Source organism: Erwinia sp. Leaf53, from assembly GCF_001422605.1.
Classification (GTDB): domain Bacteria; phylum Pseudomonadota; class Gammaproteobacteria; order Enterobacterales; family Enterobacteriaceae; genus Erwinia.
Genome location: NZ_LMLK01000027.1, coordinates 118,145 through 140,513, shown reverse-complemented (window position 1 = coordinate 140,513; position 22,369 = coordinate 118,145). Strand labels below are relative to the sequence as shown.

Annotated in this window: 20 protein-coding genes and 2 tRNA genes; 10 read left to right on the top strand and 12 right to left on the bottom strand. The window is 57.4% G+C overall.

Going from position 1 to position 22,369, the window contains the following annotated elements; all coding sequences use genetic code 11:
* Positions 1-461: 461 nt before the first annotated feature.
* Entirely contained in the window at positions 462-1,109 is a 648-nt protein-coding gene (locus ASF13_RS22500) for a YchE family NAAT transporter (RefSeq protein ID WP_056242164.1), read from the bottom strand.
* Positions 1,110-1,571: 462 nt separating this feature from the next.
* Here ASF13_RS22500 and adhE point away from each other — a divergent pair, with 462 nt between their 5' ends.
* Entirely contained in the window at positions 1,572-4,250 is a 2,679-nt protein-coding gene (gene adhE / locus ASF13_RS22495; RefSeq protein WP_056242162.1) for a bifunctional acetaldehyde-CoA/alcohol dehydrogenase, read from the top strand.
* A 128-nt stretch (positions 4,251-4,378) separates the two neighbouring features.
* Here adhE and tdk read toward each other — a convergent pair whose 3' ends face one another.
* Entirely contained in the window at positions 4,379-4,993 is a 615-nt protein-coding gene (tdk, locus tag ASF13_RS22490) for a thymidine kinase (RefSeq protein WP_056242158.1), read from the bottom strand.
* Positions 4,994-5,279: 286 nt separating this feature from the next.
* On the opposite strand from tdk, the gene hns reads away from it, so the two are divergent.
* Positions 5,280-5,687: a histone-like nucleoid-structuring protein H-NS gene (gene hns / locus ASF13_RS22485; RefSeq protein WP_056242155.1), complete on the top strand. Its 408-nt coding sequence runs from the start codon at positions 5,280-5,282 to the stop codon at positions 5,685-5,687.
* A 136-nt stretch (positions 5,688-5,823) separates the two neighbouring features.
* Here hns and ASF13_RS22480 read toward each other — a convergent pair whose 3' ends face one another.
* From ASF13_RS22480 to rssA, 5 genes are all read right to left on the bottom strand, one after another.
* Positions 5,824-6,831, bottom strand: a complete 1,008-nt coding sequence (locus ASF13_RS22480; protein WP_056242153.1) for an NAD-dependent epimerase — start codon at positions 6,829-6,831, stop codon at positions 5,824-5,826.
* A 14-nt stretch (positions 6,832-6,845) separates the two neighbouring features.
* Positions 6,846-8,186, bottom strand: a complete 1,341-nt coding sequence (locus tag ASF13_RS22475; protein ID WP_056242150.1) for a UDP-glucose/GDP-mannose dehydrogenase family protein — start codon at positions 8,184-8,186, stop codon at positions 6,846-6,848.
* Positions 8,187-8,211: 25 nt separating this feature from the next.
* The gene (gene galU, locus ASF13_RS22470; protein ID WP_056242148.1) at positions 8,212-9,120 is read right to left on the bottom strand and encodes a UTP--glucose-1-phosphate uridylyltransferase GalU; all 909 of its coding nucleotides are present in this window, start codon (positions 9,118-9,120) and stop codon (positions 8,212-8,214) included.
* A gap of 191 nt (positions 9,121-9,311) precedes the next feature.
* Positions 9,312-10,325 (bottom strand): two-component system response regulator RssB, encoded by a 1,014-nt coding sequence (gene rssB, locus ASF13_RS22465; RefSeq protein WP_056242145.1) that lies wholly within the window; start codon positions 10,323-10,325, stop codon positions 9,312-9,314.
* A gap of 95 nt (positions 10,326-10,420) precedes the next feature.
* Entirely contained in the window at positions 10,421-11,320 is a 900-nt protein-coding gene (gene rssA / locus ASF13_RS22460) for a patatin-like phospholipase RssA (protein ID WP_056242141.1), read from the bottom strand.
* Positions 11,321-11,416: 96 nt separating this feature from the next.
* Here rssA and ASF13_RS22455 point away from each other — a divergent pair, with 96 nt between their 5' ends.
* From ASF13_RS22455 to xthA, 5 genes are all read left to right on the top strand, one after another.
* Positions 11,417-11,878, top strand: a complete 462-nt coding sequence (locus tag ASF13_RS22455; RefSeq protein ID WP_056242138.1) for a YchJ family protein — start codon at positions 11,417-11,419, stop codon at positions 11,876-11,878.
* Positions 11,879-11,918: 40 nt separating this feature from the next.
* Complete coding sequence (purU, locus tag ASF13_RS22450; protein WP_056242134.1) at positions 11,919-12,767, top strand: formyltetrahydrofolate deformylase; 849 nt, start codon at positions 11,919-11,921, stop codon at positions 12,765-12,767.
* Positions 12,768-12,914: 147 nt separating this feature from the next.
* Positions 12,915-12,999, top strand: a tRNA-Tyr gene (locus ASF13_RS22445).
* A 130-nt stretch (positions 13,000-13,129) separates the two neighbouring features.
* Positions 13,130-13,214: transfer RNA gene (locus ASF13_RS22440), tRNA-Tyr, on the top strand.
* A 201-nt stretch (positions 13,215-13,415) separates the two neighbouring features.
* A complete protein-coding gene (gene xthA, locus ASF13_RS22435; protein WP_056242131.1) occupies positions 13,416-14,222 on the top strand; it encodes an exodeoxyribonuclease III in 807 nt (268 codons plus the stop codon).
* Between the two features lie 8 nt (positions 14,223-14,230).
* On the opposite strand, the gene ASF13_RS22430 is transcribed toward xthA, so the two are convergent.
* Genes ASF13_RS22430 through ASF13_RS22420 form a run of 3 tightly spaced genes read right to left on the bottom strand, consistent with a single transcriptional unit; the run spans position 14,231 to position 17,016 of the window.
* Positions 14,231-14,533 (bottom strand): DUF1496 domain-containing protein, encoded by a 303-nt coding sequence (locus ASF13_RS22430; RefSeq protein WP_056242129.1) that lies wholly within the window; start codon positions 14,531-14,533, stop codon positions 14,231-14,233.
* Complete coding sequence (locus tag ASF13_RS22425) at positions 14,530-16,452, bottom strand: DNA topoisomerase III (protein ID WP_056242125.1); 1,923 nt, start codon at positions 16,450-16,452, stop codon at positions 14,530-14,532. Before ASF13_RS22425 ends, ASF13_RS22430 begins: the two co-directional genes overlap by 4 nt.
* A 12-nt stretch (positions 16,453-16,464) precedes the next feature.
* A complete protein-coding gene (locus ASF13_RS22420) occupies positions 16,465-17,016 on the bottom strand; it encodes an NAD(P)H nitroreductase (protein ID WP_056242122.1) in 552 nt (183 codons plus the stop codon).
* Positions 17,017-17,204: 188 nt separating this feature from the next.
* Here ASF13_RS22420 and sppA point away from each other — a divergent pair, with 188 nt between their 5' ends.
* Complete coding sequence (gene sppA, locus ASF13_RS22415; RefSeq protein ID WP_056242119.1) at positions 17,205-19,067, top strand: signal peptide peptidase SppA; 1,863 nt, start codon at positions 17,205-17,207, stop codon at positions 19,065-19,067.
* 92 nt (positions 19,068-19,159) lie between these two features.
* Positions 19,160-20,173: an asparaginase gene (gene ansA / locus ASF13_RS22410; RefSeq protein WP_056242117.1), complete on the top strand. Its 1,014-nt coding sequence runs from the start codon at positions 19,160-19,162 to the stop codon at positions 20,171-20,173.
* A 99-nt stretch (positions 20,174-20,272) separates the two neighbouring features.
* Here ansA and ASF13_RS22405 read toward each other — a convergent pair whose 3' ends face one another.
* The gene (locus ASF13_RS22405) at positions 20,273-20,551 is read right to left on the bottom strand and encodes a YeaC family protein (RefSeq protein WP_056242114.1); all 279 of its coding nucleotides are present in this window, start codon (positions 20,549-20,551) and stop codon (positions 20,273-20,275) included.
* 10 nt (positions 20,552-20,561) lie between these two features.
* Entirely contained in the window at positions 20,562-20,972 is a 411-nt protein-coding gene (gene msrB / locus ASF13_RS22400; RefSeq protein WP_056242111.1) for a peptide-methionine (R)-S-oxide reductase MsrB, read from the bottom strand.
* A 340-nt stretch (positions 20,973-21,312) separates the two neighbouring features.
* Between msrB and gapA the strand changes: the two genes are divergently transcribed.
* Positions 21,313-22,311 carry a glyceraldehyde-3-phosphate dehydrogenase gene (gene gapA, locus ASF13_RS22395; protein ID WP_056242109.1) on the top strand — a complete coding sequence of 333 codons (999 nt, stop codon included), beginning with the start codon at positions 21,313-21,315 and terminating at the stop codon, positions 22,309-22,311.
* Positions 22,312-22,369 lie beyond the last annotated feature (58 nt).

Genomic DNA, 22,369 nt, shown 5'->3' with positions numbered 1-22,369 from the left:
CATTTCTCTTTTATCCGCATCAATGCCGGGGACACTTACTTATTTTTTGACGGAAAATATCATATAACTCATTGATATGTAATAACAAAAACATAATGAAGTGCATTTTTACCGCAGAAAGACTAATTCAAGGGAAAAATTTATTCAACATCGCCAGAGAAGTGCAAAACAGCGCAAAAATCAGCATTGCTATTTTTAACCAGACAATAATGCTGCATTTGTGAATTTTTAAGGAATAACAAAAAGGTGAGAGAGATCACATGCCGCCATAACGACCTGCGATGAAAAGTCATTTTCATTAAAACAACTAATTCAGAGGTGGGTTAAATAAGAAAATCAGATAACGATCCTAAAATGGTGCAAATAATCCCTTTTATGCACCGTTATGGTGCATCAAATTCAACGCATAAAAAAAAAAGCGCATATTATGCGCCTTTTACATCTTACACAGGATAATCCGTTCAGGCTGACAGGCCGGGGAACAGCGCCTTCACCCCGGTGACGACAAACTCAATCCCCAGAGCCATAAGCAGTAACCCCATTATGCGCGTCACCACGTTGATGCCGGTCTGCCCCAGCAGCCGCACCATTAAGGGGGCGGCACGGAACACCAGCCAGCAGCAGAAGGCAAATAGCGCGATCGCCAGGCTGAAGCCCAGCAGGTTCTGCCAGTTGTGATAACGGCTGCTCCAGACGATGGTCGAGCTGATGGCACCCGGCCCGGCCATCAGCGGCAGCGCCAGCGGCACCACGCCGATACTTTCGCGGATCGCCGTCTCCGACTTCTCCTGTTTATTCTGTTTATCCTCCCCCAGCTTGCCGCTGATCATCGACATGGCAATGGTCACCACCAGGATGCCGCCGGCAATACGGAACGAGTCGATGGAGATACCGAATACGCGCAGAATGGCGTCGCCGAGGAACAGCGAGGTCCACAGAATGATCGCCACCGACAGGTTGGCGGTCAGGTTGGTTTTATTTCTGGCGGCAGGCGGTTGATAGCTGGTCATACTGATAAACACCGGGATGATGCCGATCGGGTTGACCAGGGCAAACAGGCCGATAAAGAATTTGATATAGACGGAGAGGTCTGAAATAGCAGGGTTCACGGCAGCTCCTGAACAAACGTAATAAAATGAGGTAACGCGCTGGCGTAAAGTATATCTGAAGCAGGGACGACACCGTCAGTTATCCTGCAATTTATTGAAATAACGCATTTTCTCACCATGCCTGCTGCTGCCAGCTCTCGGCGTGCAGCGCCCAGGCCCGCTGCACGCCGCTGACGGGTGGGCGTTATTGATCCGGATCGTTTTTTATCCATGCTGAATGGTGTCAGCTTGCACTTTTCATGATCTGCATCAGTATTTCTCCGGGTGGCAGTGACTATGCTTAGGCATCAGATAAATCTAACCTCGACACGGAATACAGGCACTGAGGAGAGCCACAAAGACGCTGTTAGTAAACCGCCCTGACGCCATTTCGCAGACCTTGTCTGAACCGAATGGCCTTTCCCTCTCTCGGGCAGCAGCCGGTTTACTAACAGAGTTTAAACTTCCATCAGGAGAGCTATTATGGCCGTTACTAATGTCGCTGAACTGAATGCGCTCGTCGCCCGGGTCAAACTGGCTCAGCAGCAGTACGCCAGCTTCACCCAGTCTCAGGTAGACAAGATTTTCCGCGCTGCCGCCCTCGCCGCCGCCGATGCGCGTATTCCGCTGGCCAAACTGGCGGTTGCCGAGTCGGGCATGGGCATCGTTGAAGATAAGGTGATCAAAAACCACTTCGCCTCAGAGTATATTTATAACGCCTATAAGGATGAACAGACCTGCGGCGTACTGAGCACCGATGACACCTTTGGCACCATGATTATTGCCGAACCCGTCGGGCTGATCTGCGGCATCGTGCCGACGACTAACCCAACCTCCACCGCGATCTTTAAAGCGCTAATCAGCCTGAAAACCCGCAACGGCATCATCTTCTCCCCGCACCCGCGTGCCAAAGATGCCACCAATAAAGCCGCTGAAATCGTGCTGCGTGCCGCCGTGGCGGCCGGAGCCCCGGCGGATATTATCGGCTGGATCGATGCGCCCACCGTGGATCTCTCTAATCAGTTAATGCACCACCCGGATATCAACCTGATCCTCGCTACCGGTGGCCCGGGGATGGTGAAAGCCGCCTACAGCTCCGGTAAACCGGCCATCGGCGTCGGCGCGGGTAACACGCCGGTGGTGATTGATGAAACCGCCGATATCAAACGTGCCGTGGCGTCGATTCTGATGTCAAAAACCTTCGACAACGGCGTGATCTGCGCCTCCGAGCAGTCGGTGATCGTGGTCGCCAGCGTTTATGATGCGGTGCGCGAACGTTTTGCCAGCCACGGCGGCTACCTGCTGCAGGGCGAAGCCTTAAAGGCGGTGCAGGCGGTGATCCTGAAAAACGGCGCGCTGAACGCGGCGATCGTCGGCCAGTCGGCGGAGCAGATTGCTGCCTTAGCCGGCATCAGCGTGCCGGCCGGCACCAAAATTCTGATCGGTGAAGTACAGCTGATTGATGAGTCTGAACCTTTTGCCCACGAAAAACTGTCGCCGCTGCTGGCGATGTACCGGGCGAAAGACTTCAGCGATGCGGTCGGCAAAGCCGAACAGCTGGTGGCGATGGGCGGCATCGGCCACACCTCCTGCCTGTATACCGACCAGGATAACCAGCGCGAGCGCGTGGGCCTGTTCGGCGAGCGGATGAAAACGGCGCGTATCCTGATCAACACGCCAGCGTCCCAGGGTGGTATCGGCGATCTGTACAACTTCAAGCTGGCACCGTCGCTGACGCTGGGCTGTGGCTCATGGGGGGGCAACTCAATCTCTGAGAACGTTGGCCCGAAACATCTGATCAACAGAAAAACCGTGGCTAAGCGAGCAGAAAATATGTTGTGGCACAAGCTTCCTGAATCCATCTACTTCCGCCGCGGCTCCCTGCCCATCGCGCTGGATGAAGTGGCCAGCGACGGCGCAAAACGCGCGTTTATCGTTACCGACCGTTTCCTGTTTAACAACGGCTATACCGAGCAGGTGACCCGCGTGCTGAAGTCACACGGCGTGGAAACGGACGTGTTCTTCGAAGTGGAAGCCGACCCGACGCTGACCACGGTGCGCAAAGGCGCAGAACAGATGCACGCCTTTAAACCTGACGTGATTATCGCCCTCGGCGGCGGTTCCCCGATGGATGCGGCGAAAATCATGTGGGTCATGTACGAGCACCCGGAAACCCATTTCGAAGAGCTGGCGCTGCGCTTTATGGACATCCGTAAGCGCATCCATAAATTCCCCAAAATGGGCGTGAAAGCCAAAATGGTGGCGATTGCCACTACCTCGGGCACCGGTTCTGAAGTGACGCCGTTTGCGGTGGTGACCGACGATGCCACCGGGCAGAAATACCCGCTGGCCGACTATGCGCTGACCCCGAATATGGCGATTGTCGATGCCAACCTGGTGATGGATATGCCGAAATCACTCTGTGCCTTCGGCGGTATTGATGCGGTTACCCACTCGCTGGAAGCCTACGTGTCGGTACTGGCCAACGAGTTTTCAGACGGCCAGGCGCTGCAGGCGCTGAAACTGCTGCAGGAAAACCTGCCGGCTAGCTACCGTGAAGGGGCGAAAAATCCGCAGGCCAGGGAGCGGGTGCACAATGCCGCGACCATCGCCGGCATCGCGTTTGCCAACGCCTTCCTCGGCGTCTGCCACTCGATGGCACACAAGCTGGGCTCAGAGTTCCATATTCCGCACGGCCTCTCCAACGCCCTGCTGCTGTGTAACGTCATTCGTTATAACGCCAACGATAACCCGACCAAGCAGACCGCGTTCAGCCAGTACGACCGCCCGCAGGCGCGCCGTCGTTACGCCGAGGTCGCTGACCATCTGAACCTCAGCGCACCGGGCGACCGCACCGCGCAGAAAATTGAAAAGCTGCTGGCGTGGCTGGACGAGCTGAAAGTACAGCTGGATATTCCAGCGTCGATTCGCGAGGCTGGCGTACAGGAGGCCGATTTCCTGGCGAAGGTGGATCAGCTGGCGGAAAACGCCTTTGACGACCAGTGTACCGGGGCCAATCCACGTTATCCGCTGATTGCCGAGCTGAAACAGATCCTGCTGGACAGCTATTACGGCCGCAAGTTTAGCGAAGGGGTTAAGCCTGAAGAGGCGCTGGCTGACGCTGAAAGCAACGTCAAAGCATTAAAAAAAGCGAGAAGATAATCGCGCCGTAAGCCGAATAAACCCGCCATGCGGCGGGTTTGTTTTTTTAATTCGTTAGCTGCGCTAATCAACTAAAGACCACCCTGCCGGATCGATACGCCGGTGGACGGTTGGGAATTATTCCAGAATCAGGTTTTTTTGCCGCCGAAAATGGCCTGCGTTGAACCGCCGTTCAGTGCTTCGGTATAATGTTTACGGCACACCGAAACGTAACGTTCATTCCCGCCAATTTGTACCTGCTCCCCTTCGTTAAAGGGCTTACCCTTTTCATCGAGGCGCAGCACCATGCTGGCTTTCCTGCCGCAGTGGCAAATGGTTTTCAGCTCCACCAGCTTATCTGACCAGGCCAGAAGATACTGGCTGCCGGTGAATAACTCACCGCGAAAATCTGTACGCAGGCCGTAACAAAGTACAGGTATATCCAGAATATCCACCACATCTGCCAGCGCCCTGACCTGTTCACGGGTCAGAAACTGACTTTCATCCACCAGCACGCAGTGAACCGGTTCCAGCTGATGCTGCTGACTAATTTCGTCAAATAATGCACTGCTGTTATTATAAAGCCGGGCTGGAGAAGAAAGGCCAATCCGCGAACTGACCGTCCCCACGCCGTAGCGGTTATCAATTTCTGCGGTATACACCAGCGTACGCATCCCCCTCTCCTGATAATTATAGGAAGATTGCAGTAATGCGGTGGATTTACCGGCATTCATCGCCGAGTAATAGAAATATAGCTGAGCCATCAAGCCCCACTCCGGAAGTCAACTGTAGGCCGCCAGTGTATCATGAAGCCGCGGCGAAGGTGGATGCACCACTTTTGGTTTATTGTCTGCCGGCGAGGCGCCGTGGACATCTTCCGTGCCCGCTATTTATAGTCTGTGACTATTTAGCATTGCCATAACCGGGAAAATGCCTGGAAATTAGCAGTTTTTAACTTCTTACAAAATTATCTATTGCAGTTCGCAAACGCCATCACTATTATTGCCAGGACAGAACGATCCCCATCAATATTATTAAGAGAATTGGCCCATGAGCGAAGCGCTTAAAGTATTAAACAATATCCGCACCCTGCGTGCGCAGGCAAGAGAATGCAGCCTGGAAACCCTGGAAGAGATGCTTGAGAAACTGGAAGTGGTGGTTAACGAGCGTCGTGAGGAAGACAGCCACGCCCAGGCTGAAGTTGAAGAACGCACCCGTAAACTGCAGCAGTACCGCGAAATGCTGCTGGCCGACGGTATCGACCCTAACGAATTGCTGAACAGCCTGACCGTTGCGAAAGCTCCGGGTAAAGCGAAACGTGCTGCGCGTCCGGCTAAATATCAGTACACCGAAGAGAACGGCGAAGTGAAAACCTGGACCGGCCAGGGCCGTACCCCAGCCGTGATTAAAAAAGCGATCGAAGAACAAGGTAAACAGCTGGAAGACTTCCTGCTGTAATTGGCGGTAAACCGCTCAGGGCCTGCTTATTATCCCCGTCCCGGATGGGGATTTGGTCCCATTTTTGTTTTGATTTTTATCCAGGCGCAAAAAAAGGAAGCTCAGGCTTCCTTTTTTCTATGGCATCTTTTCGGCATCAGACCCGGTAAAAATCACGGTACCAGTCGACAAAGCGTGCCACACCCTGCTCAACGTCGGTGGCGGGTTTAAATCCGATCGCCTGATACAGCGCACGGGTATCGGCGCTGGTGTCCAGCACGTCCCCCGGCTGCATCGGCAGCATATTTTTTACCGCCACGATACCGAGCGCTTTCTCCAGCGCCTGAATATAGTCCATCAGCTTCACCGGCTGACTGTTACCGATATTATAGACGCGGTAAGGTGCAGAACTGGTCGCCGGGCTGCCGCTCTCTACCGTCCAGTTATTATCCGCTGCGGGAATAACGTCCTGCAGGCGCATAATCGCCTCGGCAATATCATCGATATAGGTAAAGTCGCGCTGCATTTCGCCGTTGTTATAGACGTCGATAGCATCGCCCGCCAGCATCGCTCGGGTAAATTTGAACAGCGCCATATCCGGACGTCCCCACGGGCCGTAAACGGTAAAAAAGCGCAGCCCGGTGGTCGGAATAGCATACAGATGGGAATAGGTGTGCGCCATCAGCTCATTGGCTTTTTTGGTCGCAGCATACAGCGAGACCGGATGGTCTACGGTGTCGTCGGTAGAGAACGGCAGCTTGCGGTTCAGGCCATACACCGAGCTGGAGGAGGCGTACAGCAGGTGTTCAACGCGCTGATGACGGCAGCCTTCCAGGATATTAAGGTGCCCGATCAGATTAGCGTCAGCATAGGCCAGCGGATTCTCCAGCGAATAACGCACCCCGGCCTGGGCAGCCAGGTGGATAACGCGCTGAGGAGCGTGGGTACGAAACAGCGCCGCAATGCCCTCACGGTCGGCAAGGTCGGCTTTAATAAAGATGAAGTCGGGACAGTCGGCGATCAATGCCAGGCGTGCGGTCTTCAGATTAACGTCGTAATAGTCGTTCAGGTTGTCGAGACCGACAACCTGGTGACCGGCGGCAAGCAGACGTTGCGTGACGTGAAAGCCAATAAAACCTGCTGCGCCGGTGACCAGATATTTCATACTCGCCTCAAATATTATGCAATGTTCAGAGATGCTCCGCGGCCGATTGCATAATAAACGAAGCCGCGCTTGCTGATTCTTTCCGGATCATACAGGTTACGACCGTCAAAAATCACGGCTTCTTTCAGTGAATTTTTAATCACGTCAAAGTCCGGAGCGCGGAAGTTCTGCCATTCGGTGCAGATCACCAGGCCATCTGCGCCCTGCAGCGCCGCTTCTTTGGTGCCCATCAGCTTCAGATCGTCACGGTGGCCGTAGACGCGCTGGGCTTCATCCATAGCTTCCGGATCGAACGCCTGCACCGTAGCACCCGCCTGCCACAGCGCTTCCATCAGCACGCGGCTGGAGGCTTCACGCATGTCATCGGTATTCGGCTTAAATGACAGCCCCCACAGCGCAAAGGTTTTGCCCTGCAGATTGTCACCGAAATGATGCTTGATAAAGGTCGGCAGTTTGTTCTTCTGCGCGTCGTTGACGTCTTCCACGGCCTGCAGCAGACGCGGCGTGTAGCCGATCTGCTCTGCGGTGCGGATCAGCGCCTGCACGTCTTTCGGGAAGCAGGATCCACCGTAGCCGCAGCCAGGATAGATAAACGAGTAGCCGATGCGTGAGTCAGAACCGATGCCCTGACGCACTTTTTCGATATCTGCCCCCAGCCGTTCGGCCAGGTTGGAGATTTCGTTCATAAAGCTGATTTTGGTCGCCAGCATGCAGTTCGCGGCGTACTTGGTCAGCTCGGCGCTGCGGATATCCATCAGGATCATGCGATCGTGATTACGGTTAAACGGCTCATACAGCTCGCGTAACAACTCAACGACGTCGTCATTGTCCGTACCGATGACGATGCGCTCAGGACGCATGCAGTCGCTGACGGCGGCACCTTCTTTCAGGAACTCAGGGTTAGACACCACGTCAAAGGTCAGATTCTGACCACGCGCCTGCAGCGTTTCTTCCATCACCTTGCGCACGCGGTCAGCGGTGCCGACCGGCACGGTCGACTTATCCAGCACCACTTTGTGGTCCTGCATATGCTGCGCAATGGTACGGGCGACGGCGGTAACGTACTTCAGGTCCGCAGAGCCGTCTTCATCAGGAGGCGTGCCCACGGCGATAAACTGCATCACGCCGTGGTTAACGCCCTCTTCAGCGTTAGTGGAAAACCTGAGGCGACCGGCCTCATAGTTTTGCATAACCAGCGGCGTCAACCCTGGTTCAAAAATTGGAATGATCCCTTTCTTCAGATTCTCGACCTTGTTAGCGTCGACATCGATACAAAGAACGTCATGGCCGACTTCGGCTAAAACCGCAGCCTGAACCAGACCGACATAGCCGATACCAAATACGGTGACTTTCATTGAGTTGTCCCGGTTAAAATGAAACTTACTTTTTAATGCCGACGGCGCTTTCCAGCCACGCCTTGAAATCATCGCCCAGCGTGCTGTGACGAACGCCGTACTCGACGAAGGCCTGCATGTAGCCCAGCTTGTTTCCGCAGTCGTGACTGACGCCTTTCAGGTGATAGGCTTCGACGGTCTGTTTTTCCATCAGCATGGCGATGGAGTCGGTCAGCTGGATCTCATCACCGGCGCCCGGAGGGGTTTTCGCCAGCAGCGGCCAGATATCGGCAGAGAGAATGTAACGCCCGACCACCGCCAGGTTAGAGGGAGCCTGATCGGCTTTCGGTTTTTCAACCACGCCAACCATCGGTGCGCTCTGGCCCGCCTGCAGCTCAGCGCCCTGGCAGTCGACCACGCCGTAAGCGGTCACGTCCGCAACCGGCTCAACCATAATCTGGCTGTGGCCCGTCTCATCGAAACGCTTCATCATGTCGGCCAGGTTATCTTTGGTCAGATCGGATTCGTACTCATCCAGGATCACGTCCGGCAGGATCACCGCAAACGGCTCGTTGCCAACCACCGGCTGGGCACACATCACCGCGTGGCCAAGGCCTTTGGCCAGACCCTGACGCACCTGCATGATGGTCACGTGCGGTGGGCAGATTGACTGGATCTCTTCCAGCAGCTGACGTTTAACGCGCTTTTCCAGCATCGCTTCCAGCTCGAAGCTGGTATCGAAGTGGTTTTCGATCGAGTTTTTAGACGAGTGGGTAACCAGAACAATTTCGTTGATACCGGCTGCGATGCACTCGTTAACCACGTACTGGATTAACGGCTTGTCCACCAGAGGCAACATCTCTTTCGGGATAGCTTTGGTAGCAGGCAACATACGCGTTCCCAAACCAGCAACCGGGATAACCGCTTTTTTTACTTTAGACTTATAGGCAGACATCAAAATACCTCTCGTTAGGCCGTTCAAGTTATTGCTTGATCTGTCTGGTTAAAAACGAAATGAGTATACCAGCCAAATTCACGCGGATTTATCCTGGATATTCATTTGTGCATAAATTAGGACTTTTACCCAATTGTAAAGGTTATCTTAGGCGCTGTCTGCCCGCGGCGCGACAAATGGCGGCGAACCGCCTACTCCGTAGACAACATCAGCCGCAACCGCCCGCCGGCGCCCCATACCTGGCACTGCCAGCCGTCACAGCGCTGGCTGATCTGGTTAAGGTGGGTGCTGCCCAGCGTGCCCAGCGGCACGCCGTTGCTGAGCTGGATCTGGTGATTGGGAATGGTCAGCGTGGCGTTCAGGCCGGCGGAAACGAGGATCAGATTGCGCAGTTCGCGGTGATAATAGCCGACCAGCAGCGGGAACTGTCCCTGCAGATTAGCCTGCCGCAACAGCAGGTTGACCTGCCTTAACAGCGTATTCAGCTGCGGCAACCGCTGCGACATCCCCGACAGCTGTTCGTGTAGCAGGCTGTTAAACAGCGCGCGCAGTAGCAGCGCGGCCAGCACGCCGTTATCCCCGGCCCGGGTGACGTCAAGGCAGTAAAATGCCAGATCGCGTTCGGACAGCGCGGCCACGTCAAGCACCAGCCCCGGCTGCTCGGCCATGGTCAGCTGACGGTAATTAACGCGACAGCTGGCGAGGGTCTGCTGCACCGGCGGCTGCAGCTGTTGCAGCAGCTTAGCCGCCGCCTGGGGATCGCTGACCAGCGCGTCCCAGTCCTGGAACAGCTGCTCCTCTTCTTCAACCTGCGAGGTAAACATCGACGGATAGAGGCACTCGAACACCGCTTCCCGCAGGCGAGCCAGATCTTTCAGCGGTTTCAGCAGCACGTCCTGCACGCCCAGCCGTAAAACTTTGGCGATATCAGCCATATTTTCGGTGGCCGAGATCACCAGAATCGGTAAAGTATTGCCGGAGCTGCGCAGATGCTCGACCAGCGCCATACCGTTCATACGCGGCATCGCCAGGTCGCAAATCATCAGATCCGGCACGGTATGGTTCAGGCTTTCCAGCGCCTGCAAGCCGTCTTCAGCCAGGCTGGTAACCGCACCCAGCGCCACAAGAAAATTATCCAGCAGGGTGCGGAAAACGGCTTCGTCCTCGACGATTAGAATTCGTTTCCCACTTAACGGTTTTTCCATTGCTCCCCCCGGCATAACAGATACCTATATAGTGGTTCAAAAATTGACATTGTGCCTGTCAGAATTGGCCTAAGTAACAGTCTCATTTGACCACGTTATTGTCTGTCACGAATCAGAGGTAACAGTTCATCCAGTTTTTTCTCCACCGCCAGACGCCCGGCCTCTATGGCTTCGTCCGCGCGGTGGAAGTCCAGCGTCGAGATTTGCGGGCAGAACGGCTGCAGCTGAACGTCCGGCGGATCGCCGGCCATACGGCTACGTTTCAGACGGTTCTCAAGGATCTGGATCGAGGTCGACATGATCTCCATCGCACCCGGCGACTGCACGCTGCGGCGCTGGGTCATGCGGCCCAGCTGCTGACGGAGCCGGCCGCCCCAGCTGCTCGCCTGTGGCGTATCGTCGGGCTGCGGCGTCACCGAGAACAGATCCTGCTGCATCAGGTGCGCGTCGTGCTGCAGATCCACCGCGATGACTATGTCGGCCCCCAGCGCCCGGGTCAGCGACACCGGCACCGGGTTAACCACCGCGCCATCCACCAGCCAGTAGCCGTTCCAGCTGACCGGAGCCAGCAGCCCCGGCATACTGCAGGAAGCGCGAACCGCCTGATGCAGGTCGCCTTCGGTCAGCCACAGCTCGCGGCCGGTACTGAGGTTAGTCGTCACCGCACCAAACGGCAATGCGCAGCCGGCAATTTGATCTTCCGCGATCAGCCGGCGCACGTGGCTGAACACCCGCTCGCCGCGCAGCAGGCCGCCGCGCTGCCAGGAGAAGTCCATCAGCCTTAGCACCTGCCAGTAGCTGAAGGAGCGCACCCATTTTTCCAGTGGTTTCAGCCGGTGGCAGGCATACGCCGCCCCGACCAGCGCGCCAACCGAGCAGCCGGCGACGACGTCAATGCGGATGCCGGCGCGTTCCAGCGCGTGGATCACCCCGATATGTGACCAGCCCTTGGCCGCGCCCGCGCCCAGCGCCAGTCCGATTTTTATCTGTCGCATTCCACCCCTGGTCTTACATAACAAAAATGACATCACCGCATTGCGTCAGTTACCATGCGCCATCCACTTTTACGACCCATATCACCGGAGTCAACCGTGTCTGAACCTTGTCCATGCGGGAGCGGATCGCAGTATAACCTATGTTGCGAGCCGTATCTAAACGGGACGTCCCATCCCGCGACGCCTGAAGCGCTGATGCGCTCGCGCTACAGCGCCTATGTCAGGCAGCAGACGGGCTACCTGGTGGCCAGCTGGCACCCCAGCTGTAACGCCGCCCGTTTCGCCGACAGTATCGAAGAGAGCTACGCGCAGACGCGCTGGCTGGGTTTGCGGGTGATTGAAACCGCCCTGCAGCCCGGCGGCAACGAGGGCTACGTGACGTTCTGCGCGCAATTCCTCGAAAAAGAAGATAAACGCTTTATATATGAACGTTCACGCTTCCTTCGTGAGGATCAACGCTGGTACTATATCGACGGCGTGTTCCCGCCGGTCGGCCGCAACGACCGCTGCCCGTGCGGTTCCGGCAGTAAATATAAGAAGTGCTGTGGTCAGTCTTGACCCCTGATTTCCCTTTTGTATCGACAGGATTACCATCGCAATGCAAGCGCAAACCATGCAACGAAAAGTACTACGCACCATCTGCCCGGATGCTAAAGGGCTGATCGCCAAGATCACCAATATCTGTTACAAGCACGAACTGAACATTGTGCAGAACAATGAATTCGTCGACCACCGCACCGGGCGCTTCTTTATGCGCACCGAGCTGGAAGGCATCTTTAACGACAGCACCCTGCTGGCCGATCTCGACAGCGCCCTGCCGGTCGGTTCCGTACGTGAGCTGCAGCCTGCCGGCCGCCGCCGCATCGTGATTCTGGTGACCAAAGAGGCGCACTGCCTCGGCGACCTGCTGATGAAAAGCGCCTACGGCGGGCTCGACGTGGAGATCGCTGCGGTGATCGGCAACCACGAAACGCTGCGCACGCTGGTCGAACGTTTTGATATTCCGTTCGTGCTGGTCAGTCACGAAGGTCTGACCCGCGACGATCACGACACCAGAATGGCCGCAGAGATTGACCGCTATCAGCCGGACTACGTGGTGCTGGCAAAATATATGCGCGTGCTGACGCCGGGCTTCGTGCAGCGTTATCCGAACCAGATCATCAATATTCACCACTCGTTCCTGCCGGCGTTTATCGGTGCGCGTCCGTATCACCAGGCATATGAGCGCGGCGTGAAGATTATCGGTGCCACCGCGCACTACGTGAATGACAATCTGGATGAAGGCCCGATCATCATGCAGGACGTGATCCACGTCGATCACACCTACACCGCCGAAGATATGATGCGCGCCGGTCGTGACGTGGAGAAAAACGCCCTCAGCCGTGCGCTGTACCAGGTACTGGCGCAGCGGGTGTTTGTCTACGGTAACCGCACCATTATTCTGTAAGCCACATGATGCTGTTTTGGCTGACAAAACAGCATCATGTGCAAAAATCCTGCAAACGGATTCATTTATGCAAATCGGGGCTTTACAGCGTCATCGCATTTGATATGATGCGCCCCGCTTAACACGCACAGCAGCAAGGCCAGTAGTGGTGGGGTTCCCGAGCGGCCAAAGGGAGCAGACTGTAAATCTGCCGTCATCGACTTCGAAGGTTCGAATCCTTCCCCCACCACCATCTTCTTCACCTGACCAGCGGCTGAAGATGGCTTCTCAGATTTATCGCCCGGGCCGGGTTGATAAGACGCTTAAGTCCTGACGGACAGCAGGCACTGATACCGCTGTTGCTGAGTTAACACGCTTCCCCTGGTGGGGTTCCCGAGCGGCCAAAGGGAGCAGACTGTAAATCTGCCGTCATCGACTTCGAAGGTTCGAATCCTTCCCCCACCACCATTTCTGACCGCCCTCTGCGTTACCTTCTTTCACCTGAATCTCTCTGTTTCTCCTTAATCTCCTTGTTCTGTTGTTATCACCCTACCCGACTTTGATTTCTCACTTGCTTTTGTCATCCGCTCTTTCGCTCTGCCCTCATTCATTTTCCGACCAGATTTTGCTACCATTCCCGCCTCAATTGAATGCTATCTGGCCGCCACTATGAAATTTGTCTCTTTTAATATCAATGGGCTGCGCGCCCGTCCGCACCAGCTGCAGGCGCTGGTAGAACAGCACCAGCCGGACGTGATCGGCCTGCAGGAAACCAAGGTCCACGATGATATGTTTCCGCTGGAAGAGGTGGCAAAACTCGGCTACCACGTGTTTTATCACGGGCAGAAAGGCCACTACGGCGTGGCGCTGCTGACCAAAGCCGCGCCGATCGCCGTACGCCGCGGTTTTCCCGGCGATGAAGAAGACGCGCAGCGCCGCATCATCATGGCGGATATCGACAGTCCGCTGGGGCCGCTGACGGTAATTAACGGCTACTTCCCGCAGGGCGAAAGCCGTGACCACCCGACCAAGTTCCCGGCCAAGGAGAAGTTTTATCGCGACCTGCAGGACTATCTGCTGCAGCAGCAGCAGGCCAGCAACCCGGTGCTGATCATGGGCGATATGAATATCAGCAGCAGCGACCTCGACATCGGTATTGGTGAAGAGAACCGCAAGCGCTGGCTGCGCACCGGCAAGTGCTCGTTCCTGCCGGAAGAGCGTGAGTGGATGGACCGTCTGCTCGGCTGGGGGCTGGTCGATACCTGGCGGGTACAGAACGCCGGGGTCAACGACCGTTTCTCCTGGTTTGACTATCGTTCGAAGGGCTTTGACGACAACCGCGGCCTGCGCATCGATCTGCTGCTGGCCAGCCAGTCGCTGGCCGATCGCTGCACGGCGACCGGCATCGACTATGAGATCCGCAGCATGGAAAAACCTTCAGACCATGCGCCGGTGTGGGCAGAGTTCAGCTTCTGATTGCAGGGTTATTTCACTATCCGCCAGATCAGATTACTGGTGCCCAGGCTCTGCTCATCGCGCACGCACTGCAGCAGTACCCCTTCCGTCTTCAGCACCGCACCTTCGCTGTAGCTGCGGTTCTCATAAATGCAGCAGCGCTGGCAGGGGGCCGCGCTGTCGCCGCCGCGGTTAAACACCTCCGGCGGCACGTCAACCACCACCGCACCGCCCTGCTGGCCGTTATGGCCGCTGCTGATATAGCTCTGCTGCGCCTGGGCCGCTGCCGTCAGCGTCGCCAGCAATAATACCGCGTTCACTACACCTTTCATGTCGGGCTCCTCTTCGCTGTGGTCGCTTTACGGCGGGGTTTTTTCGCGGCGGCGGCAGGTGCCGGCAGTCCACGGAAGGCGTGCGCGGCGGGCTGCCGTTTGGCCTGGCCAATCAGGTTATGCAGCGTCTCAACCAGCGGATGCATAAAGTCCTGATAGCGGCACTGCTTCTCGCTGATTTTGGTCAGCGTTGACTCCCACTGCGCGGTCATATCCGGCCGGGCCGCCATCTCCGGCAGCGAGTGGATCAGCGCCCGTCCCGCCGGGCTGGAGTGGATGTAGCGCCCCTGCTTAAACAGGAAGGTGCGGCGGAACAGCAGCTCAATGATACCGGCGCGGGTGGCCTCGGTGCCGAGCCCGTCGGTGGCGCGTAGCACCTTTTTCAGCTCTTTATCCTGCACAAAGCGGGCGATGCCGGTCATCGCCGACAGCAGCGTGGCGTCGGTAAACGGCCGCGGCGGCTGGGTCTGTTTCTCCAGCACCTCGCCGCGCTCGCACAGCAGCTGGTCGCCCTTCGCCACCACCGGCAGCGGCGTGCCGTCGTTCTCCTCGTCGCGCTCTTTGCTGCCCAGCAGCGCGCGCCAGCCCGCTTCGGCCAGGAAGCGCGCTTTTGCCACGAACTTGCCGCCGGCGATCTCCAGCTCGATCACGCACTTGCGGAACACCGCGTCCGGGCAGAACTGCATCAGGTACTGCACGGCGATCAGCCGGTAGATCTGCTGCTCGTTCTCGTTCAGGTTGCAGCGGCTGCTGCGCGCGGTGGGAATAATCGCGTGGTGGGCATCGACCTTGCCGTCATCCCAGCAGCGGTTGCGGCGATCGCTGTCGAAATCGGCCGGCGGCGTCAGCTGCGGCTGATGCACGCTGATGGCGTTCAGCACCGCGTGGCGGCCGGCAAAATGCTCGTCCGGCAGGTAGCGGCTGTCCGAACGCGGGTAGGTAATCAGCTTGTGGGTTTCATAAAGCCGCTGGCAGGTGTCCAGTACCGTCTGCGCGCTCAGGCCAAAGCGTTTGCCCGCTTCGATCTGCAGCGCGGAGAGGGAGAACGGCAGCGGCGCGGTGTCGTTTTCGCGTTTGTCGTTATAGCTGGTGACGTTGGCGGGCTGGCCACCGATGCGTGCCACCACGTGATCGGCGAGATCACGGCGCAGCAAGCGCCCCTCTTCATCCTGATAAGGCTCACAGGCGTCGCTCGGCTGCCACAGCGCCACAAAACGCTCATCCTGCGGCGTGACGATATGCGCTTTGACCTCGAAGTAGTCGCGCGGGATAAAGTTTTCAATCTCTTCATCACGACGCACCACCAGCCCGAGCACCGGCGTCTGCACCCGACCGACCGACAGCACGCCGTCGTAGCCGGCGTTGCGCCCGAGCAGCGTGTAGGCGCGGGTCATATTGATGCCGTACAGCCAGTCGGCGCGCGCGCGGGCCAGCGCCGAGACGCACAACGGGATAAATTCGCGGTTTTCGCGCAGGCGGCCGATAGCACGCTCTACCGCCTGCGGGTTAAGGTCGTTGATCAGGCAGCGCTGCACGCGGCTACGCTTCTCCGCCGGCAGCGTCAGGTAGTCGAGCACCTCATCCACCAGCAGCTGGCCTTCACGGTCCGGGTCACCGGCGTGCACCACCTCGCTGGCCTCCGCCAGCAGCTTTTTAATTACCCCCAGCTGCTTCGCCACCGACGGACGCGGCTTCAGCTGCCACTTCTCGGGCACGATCGGCAGGTCGGCGAGCGACCAGCGGGCAAAGCGGCTGTCGTAGTTGTCAGGCTGCGCCTGCTCTAACAGGTGGCCGACGCACCAGGTGACCACCTGGTCGTTGCCACAGGCAATATAACCGTCACCGCGCCGGTGGGGTTTGGGCAGCACGTCCGCGATGGCACGGGCCAGGCTCGGTTTTTCGGCAATAAACAGACGCATTCAGCTTGCCACTCAGAAATAGCGGACAAACGGCGCGCTGTCGGCCGGCAGCACGGTGGTGGACGACTTCAGTTGCGGGGTGCCGAGATAGAGGAAACCGACGATGGCATCCCCATCGCGGCAGCCGAACGCCTCACGTACCGCCTGATTTTCCGTCCAGGCCCCGCTGCGCCAGATGCCGTTAAAGCCCTGGGCCACGGCGGCCATCTGCATCGCCATCACCGCACAGCCGGCAGAGACCAGCTGCTCCCAGCGCGGCACCTTCGGATGGTCGTCGCAGTGCGCCACCACGGTAATGATCATCGGCGCGCGGAACGGGGCCTGCTGCGCTTTCTCAATCGCCTTATCGTCCTGGCCGCCGTCGCGGGCCACCTGCTCCAGCAGGGCGCTGAAGCGCTCGCGGCCGTCGTTTTCAACGATGATAAAGCGCCACGGCTGCAGCGCGCCGTGGTCCGGGGCGCGCATGCCCGCGCGCAGAATGTTGTCCAGCGCCTCACCTGCCGGTGCCGGCGCCGCTAACCGTGATGCCGAACGGCGATTAACCAGTAATTCCAGAGCGTCCATCACTTTCTCCTGACTTGGGAAACGTTGCGCTGAAACTAGCACAGGATGATGATTTGTTACAGCTTTGCGCTTTTTAATGCTGACAATTCCGCCCCTGCTAATTAGGATGTCTGCATTACTGCCCGCTCTGCGACCTGCGTCCCCTGATGCAGGCGCGGCCGGGTATTCATGGCGACGATGGAGAGCGTATGCGCGTGTTGTGGCGAGTTGTCACTGGCATTTTTAAATGGAGCTGGCGGGTACTGAATTTTATCCGCGAGTTTATCCTCAATCTGTTTCTGATCCTGCTGATCCTGGTCGGTGCCGGGATCTGGGTCCAGCTGCACGGCAGCGACGCGCCGTCAGATGTGCAGAAAGGCGCGCTGACCGTCGATCTGACCGGGGTGGTGGTTGACGACCCGTCGGTCAGCAATAAGTTAAGCAAAATTGGCCGCCAGCTGCTGGGTGCAGGCAGCGACCGCCTGCAGGAGAACTCGCTGTTTGACGTGGTGGATGCGATTCGTCAGGCGAAAAGTGACGATAAGATAACCGGCATGGTGCTGGATCTGCGCAACTTTGCCGGCGCTGACCAGCCTTCGCTGCAGTACATCGGTAAGGCGCTGCGCGAGTTCCGCGACGCGGGCAAGCCGATCTACGCCACCGGGGAGAGCTACAGCCAGGCGCAGTATTATCTCGCCAGCTTCGCGAATAAGATCTATCTGTCGCCGCAGGGCGGCGTCGACCTGCACGGCTTCGCCACCAACAGTCTCTACTACAAAACGCTGCTGGATAAGCTGAAGGTCAGCTCACACGTGTTCCGCGTCGGCACCTACAAATCGGCGGTGGAGCCGTTCCTGCGTGACGATATGTCACCGGCGGCACGCGATGCGGACAGCCGCTGGGTCGGCGAACTGTGGCAGAACTACCTGAACCAGCTGGCCGCTAACCGTCAGCTGACCGCACAGCAGGTGTTCCCGGGCGCGCAGGGGGTTCTCGACAACCTGCAGAAGCTGGGCGGCGATACCGCTCAGTATGCCAAAGAGAACAAGCTGGTCGACGAACTGGCCGGGCCGGCCGCCACCGAACAGCAGCTGGTGAAGGCCTTCGGCTGGGATAAAGACGCAAAGTCTTACGCCGGCACCAGCATTTACAACTATCCGCTGAAGCCCACCGCGACGGCCGACAAAAAAGGCAATATTGCGGTGATCGTGGCCAGCGGCGCGATCATGGACGGTGAAGAGACACCGGGCAGCGTCGGGGGCGACACCACCGCGGCGGAAATCCGCGAAGCGCGTCTGGATAAAGAGATTAAGGCGATCGTCCTCCGGGTCAACAGCCCCGGCGGCAGCGTGACCGCGTCGGAAACCATCCGTGAAGAGCTGGCGGCGGCGAAAGCGGCCGGTAAGCCGGTGGTGGTGTCGATGGGCGGCCTGGCGGCCTCCGGCGGCTACTGGATCTCAACGCCGGCTAACTACATTATCGCCAGCCCGAACACCCTGACCGGTTCGATCGGCATCTTCGGGGTGATCAACACCGTGGAGAACTCGCTGGACAGCATCGGCGTGCATACCGACGGCGTGGCCACCTCTCCGCTGGCGGACATCGCCACCACCAAGGCCCTGCCGCCGGAAGTGCAGCAGATGATGCAGCTGAGCATTGAGTACGGCTATAAGAACTTCCTCGGCCTGGTGGCGGACTCGCGTCATAAAACCCCGGAGCAGATTGATGCGATTGCGCAGGGGCACGTGTGGACCGGTAGCGATGCCAAAGCCAACGGTCTGGTGGACGCGCTGGGCGACTTCGACGACGCGGTGGCTAAGGCCGCCGAGCTGGCGAAAATCAGCCAACCGGAGCTGAACTGGTATCAGGATCAGCCGGGGATGATCGACCTGCTGTTCAGCCAGATGGACGCCTCAGCAAAGGCCGTTCTGCCCGCCGCGCTGCAGGCATGGCTGCCGGCCCCGCTGTATGACGTGATGGCGTCGATGAAGAAGCAACCCGGCCTGCTGGGCAGCCTCAACGACCCGCAGAACCGCTATGCGTACTGTCTGACCTGTGGTGATGTGAAGTAACTCACTATTCCGCCCGGCAACGCGTTGCCGGGCTGTTTTTCCCCGCCAATCCCCTTATACTGCGCGTTTTCGCCAAGCCTGAGTTTTTATCCATGCAAAAAAAATCGATTTATGTCGCCTATACCGGCGGAACCATCGGCATGCAGCGTTCCGAACAGGGTTTTATCCCGGTTTCCGGCCACCTGCAGCAGCAGGTGGCGAACATGCCGGAGTTCCACCGCCCGGAGATGCCGGACTTTACCATCCATGAGTATCAACCGCTGATCGACTCATCAGATATGACGCCGCAGGACTGGCAATCGATTGCGGATGATATCCGCGACAACTACGACCGCTATGATGGCTTTGTGATCCTGCACGGCACCGACACCATGGCCTTCACCGCGTCTGCCCTCTCCTTTATGCTGGAGAACCTGGCTAAACCGGTTATTGTGACCGGGTCACAAATTCCGCTGGAGCAGCTGCGCTCCGACGGTCAGCAGAACCTGCTGAACTCGCTGTTCGTGGCCGCCAACTACCCGATTAACGAAGTGACCCTGTTCTTTAATAACACCCTGTACCGTGGAAACCGCACCACCAAAGCGCACGCAGATGGCTTCAACGCCTTTGACTCCCCGAACCTGGAGCCGCTGCTGGAAGCCGGCATCCACATTCGCCGCCTGAACACCCCGGCGGCACCGGCCGGCCAGGGCGAGCTGATCGTGCACCCTATCACCCCACAGCCGATCGGCGTGGTAACCATTTATCCGGGGATTTCTGCCGAGGTGGTACGTAACTTCCTGCAGCAGCCGGTGAAGGCGCTGATCCTGCGCTCCTACGGCGTCGGTAACGCGCCGCAGAACAAAGAGTTCCTGCAGGAACTGCGGGACGCGTCGGCGCGCGGGATTGTGGTGGTCAACCTGACGCAGTGCATGTCCGGTAAGGTGAATATGGGCGGTTATGCCACCGGCAACGCGCTGGCGCACGCCGGGGTGATCAGCGGGGCCGATCTGACCGTCGAAGCCACGCTGACCAAACTGCACTGGCTGCTGAGCCAGGACCTGAGCAGTGATGAGATCCGCAGGCTGATGCAAACCAACCTGCGCGGTGAGCTGACGGCGGACTAAATTCACCGTCGGCGGCCAGCCAACCTGTTCAGCAATCTGCTGAACAGGTTTAGCGCTTTTCAGGTAAAATTATTCCTGAAGGAATAGATTCAGGAATAATTACTGCAGGCGAATGCGGGTAACGTCGGGATCGCTGATACCGAACTCTTCTTTCAGCTGCTTTTTGCTCTTCATCACCATCTCACCGCCCTTCGCCACGCTCATATGCTGGGGGTTATCATTGTGTTGCGCCTGCCACAACAGCACCAGCTGCAGGCTGTTCTCCTTCTGCTCCGGCGTCAGCGCCACGCCGTCGGCCCACTTGCCGGTTTCCACCGCCGTGGCCAGCCGCTGATAGACCTCTTCGGTCATGCCGGCAATCATCTCGTTAAGTTCCATTGCTGCTCCGTTACCCCTGGGTGGTGTTGCCTTCATCATCGGTAAAACTCAGCGAAGCGGAGTTGACGCAGTAACGTTCGCCGGTCGGCTGCGGTCCGTCCGGGAACACGTGCCCCAGGTGCGAATCGCAGCTGCCGCAGCGGATCTCAACGCGCTGCATGCCGTGCGTATCGTCTTCCAGATAACGAATGGCGTCGTCGCTACAGGGCTGATAGAAGCTCGGCCAGCCGCAGCCTGAATCATATTTGGTGGTCGAATAGAACAGCGGTGCCTTGCAGATCAGGCAGTGGTAAAGGCCTTCGCTTTTATTGTGCAGCAGTTTACCGGAGTATGGCGGTTCGGTGCCGTGCTGCTGGGTCACGTAGCGCTGCATCTCGGTCAGTTCGTTTTCGGGTGAATGAGGGGAAGTGTTATCGGCCATGGTCTGCTCTCTGGCTAGGTTATTCTGTCAATCTGAACCCTGATTCTAACAAAGACATAACAACATCAGGTGAATTTTTCTTGCAGCCCGTGAGCGGAAAACGCTTCTTCGGAAGAAGTGTGAGCCAGATCACCCTTTGACGAAAGAGTTGCTTTCTTTCCGGGAAAAAGCCCCAATATGTAGCACTGGCACGCGCCAGAGGAACGCACATTTTTTGAATTATTCCTGTCTCAAGGTTTGACCTGTCGCAACAATTGACACGATTCCGCTTGACGCCTGGCGCGGTTTTTGTAATTTTACTGCCAACCTTTTATTCACTATCAACAAGCTGGTGGAATATATGACTATCAAAGTAGGTATCAATGGTTTTGGCCGTATCGGCCGCATCGTTTTCCGTGCTGCTCAGGAACGTTCTGATGTAGAAATCGTTGCCATCAACGATCTGCTCGACGCCGAGTACATGGCTTACATGCTGAAATATGACTCCACTCACGGCCGCTTCAAGGGCACCGTGGAAGTCAAAGACGGCCATCTGGTTGTTAACGGCAAAACCATCCGTGTTACCGCTGAGCGCGATCCAGCTAACCTGAAGTGGAACGAAGCGGGCGTTGACGTGGTTGCTGAAGCCACCGGTATCTTCCTGACCGACGACACCGCGCGTAAACACATCGAAGCTGGCGCCAAGAAAGTCGTTCTGACTGGCCCGTCTAAAGATGACACCCCAATGTTCGTTATGGGCGTTAACCACGCGTCATACGCCGGCCAGGATATCGTGTCAAACGCGTCCTGTACCACCAACTGCCTGGCACCGCTGGCTAAAGTCATCAACGACAAGTTCGGCATCGTTGAAGCGCTGATGACCACCGTACACGCCACCACCGCGACTCAGAAAACCGTTGATGGCCCGTCTCACAAAGACTGGCGCGGCGGCCGCGGCGCATCTCAGAACATCATCCCTTCTTCTACCGGTGCAGCTAAAGCGGTAGGTAAAGTGATCCCTGAGCTGAACGGCAAACTGACCGGTATGGCGTTCCGCGTTCCAACCCCTAACGTTTCTGTGGTTGACCTGACCGCGCGTCTGGCTAAGCCTGCGACCTACAAAGAAATTTGTGCCGCGATCAAAGACGCTGCTGAAGGCGAAATGAAAGGCGTGCTGGGCTACACCGAAGACGAAGTGGTTTCTACCGATTTCAACGGTGAAACGCTGACCTCTATCTTCGATGCGAAAGCCGGTATTGCACTGAGCGACACTTTCGTTAAGCTGGTTTCCTGGTACGATAACGAAACCGGTTACTCCAACAAGGTCCTGGACCTGGTTGCTCACATCGCTAAAAAATAAGCGACGTGAACTAAATCTGAGGGCGACTACGGTCGCCCTTTTTTTTTGCTTAACGTCT

Excerpts from the sequence above, each read along its gene's own strand:
- adhE (WP_056242162.1), top strand. The coding sequence starts at position 1,572 with ATGGCCGTTACTAATGTCGCTGAACTGAATGCGCTCGTCGCCCGGGTC.
- rssA (WP_056242141.1), bottom strand. The coding sequence starts at position 11,320 with ATGCGACAGATAAAAATCGGACTGGCGCTGGGCGCGGGCGCGGCCAAG.
- xthA (WP_056242131.1), top strand. The coding sequence starts at position 13,416 with ATGAAATTTGTCTCTTTTAATATCAATGGGCTGCGCGCCCGTCCGCAC.
- galU (WP_056242148.1), bottom strand. The coding sequence starts at position 9,120 with ATGTCTGCCTATAAGTCTAAAGTAAAAAAAGCGGTTATCCCGGTTGCT.
- ASF13_RS22480 (WP_056242153.1), bottom strand. The coding sequence starts at position 6,831 with ATGAAATATCTGGTCACCGGCGCAGCAGGTTTTATTGGCTTTCACGTC.
- hns (WP_056242155.1), top strand. The coding sequence starts at position 5,280 with ATGAGCGAAGCGCTTAAAGTATTAAACAATATCCGCACCCTGCGTGCG.
- ASF13_RS22405 (WP_056242114.1), bottom strand. The coding sequence starts at position 20,551 with ATGGAACTTAACGAGATGATTGCCGGCATGACCGAAGAGGTCTATCAG.
- ASF13_RS22420 (WP_056242122.1), bottom strand. The coding sequence starts at position 17,016 with ATGGACGCTCTGGAATTACTGGTTAATCGCCGTTCGGCATCACGGTTA.
- ASF13_RS22425 (WP_056242125.1), bottom strand. The coding sequence starts at position 16,452 with ATGCGTCTGTTTATTGCCGAAAAACCGAGCCTGGCCCGTGCCATCGCG.
- ASF13_RS22475 (WP_056242150.1), bottom strand. The coding sequence starts at position 8,186 with ATGAAAGTCACCGTATTTGGTATCGGCTATGTCGGTCTGGTTCAGGCT.
- msrB (WP_056242111.1), bottom strand. The coding sequence starts at position 20,972 with ATGGCCGATAACACTTCCCCTCATTCACCCGAAAACGAACTGACCGAG.
- rssB (WP_056242145.1), bottom strand. The coding sequence starts at position 10,325 with ATGGAAAAACCGTTAAGTGGGAAACGAATTCTAATCGTCGAGGACGAA.
- purU (WP_056242134.1), top strand. The coding sequence starts at position 11,919 with ATGCAAGCGCAAACCATGCAACGAAAAGTACTACGCACCATCTGCCCG.
- ASF13_RS22430 (WP_056242129.1), bottom strand. The coding sequence starts at position 14,533 with ATGAAAGGTGTAGTGAACGCGGTATTATTGCTGGCGACGCTGACGGCA.
- gapA (WP_056242109.1), top strand. The coding sequence starts at position 21,313 with ATGACTATCAAAGTAGGTATCAATGGTTTTGGCCGTATCGGCCGCATC.
- ansA (WP_056242117.1), top strand. The coding sequence starts at position 19,160 with ATGCAAAAAAAATCGATTTATGTCGCCTATACCGGCGGAACCATCGGC.
- tdk (WP_056242158.1), bottom strand. The coding sequence starts at position 4,993 with ATGGCTCAGCTATATTTCTATTACTCGGCGATGAATGCCGGTAAATCC.
- sppA (WP_056242119.1), top strand. The coding sequence starts at position 17,205 with ATGCGCGTGTTGTGGCGAGTTGTCACTGGCATTTTTAAATGGAGCTGG.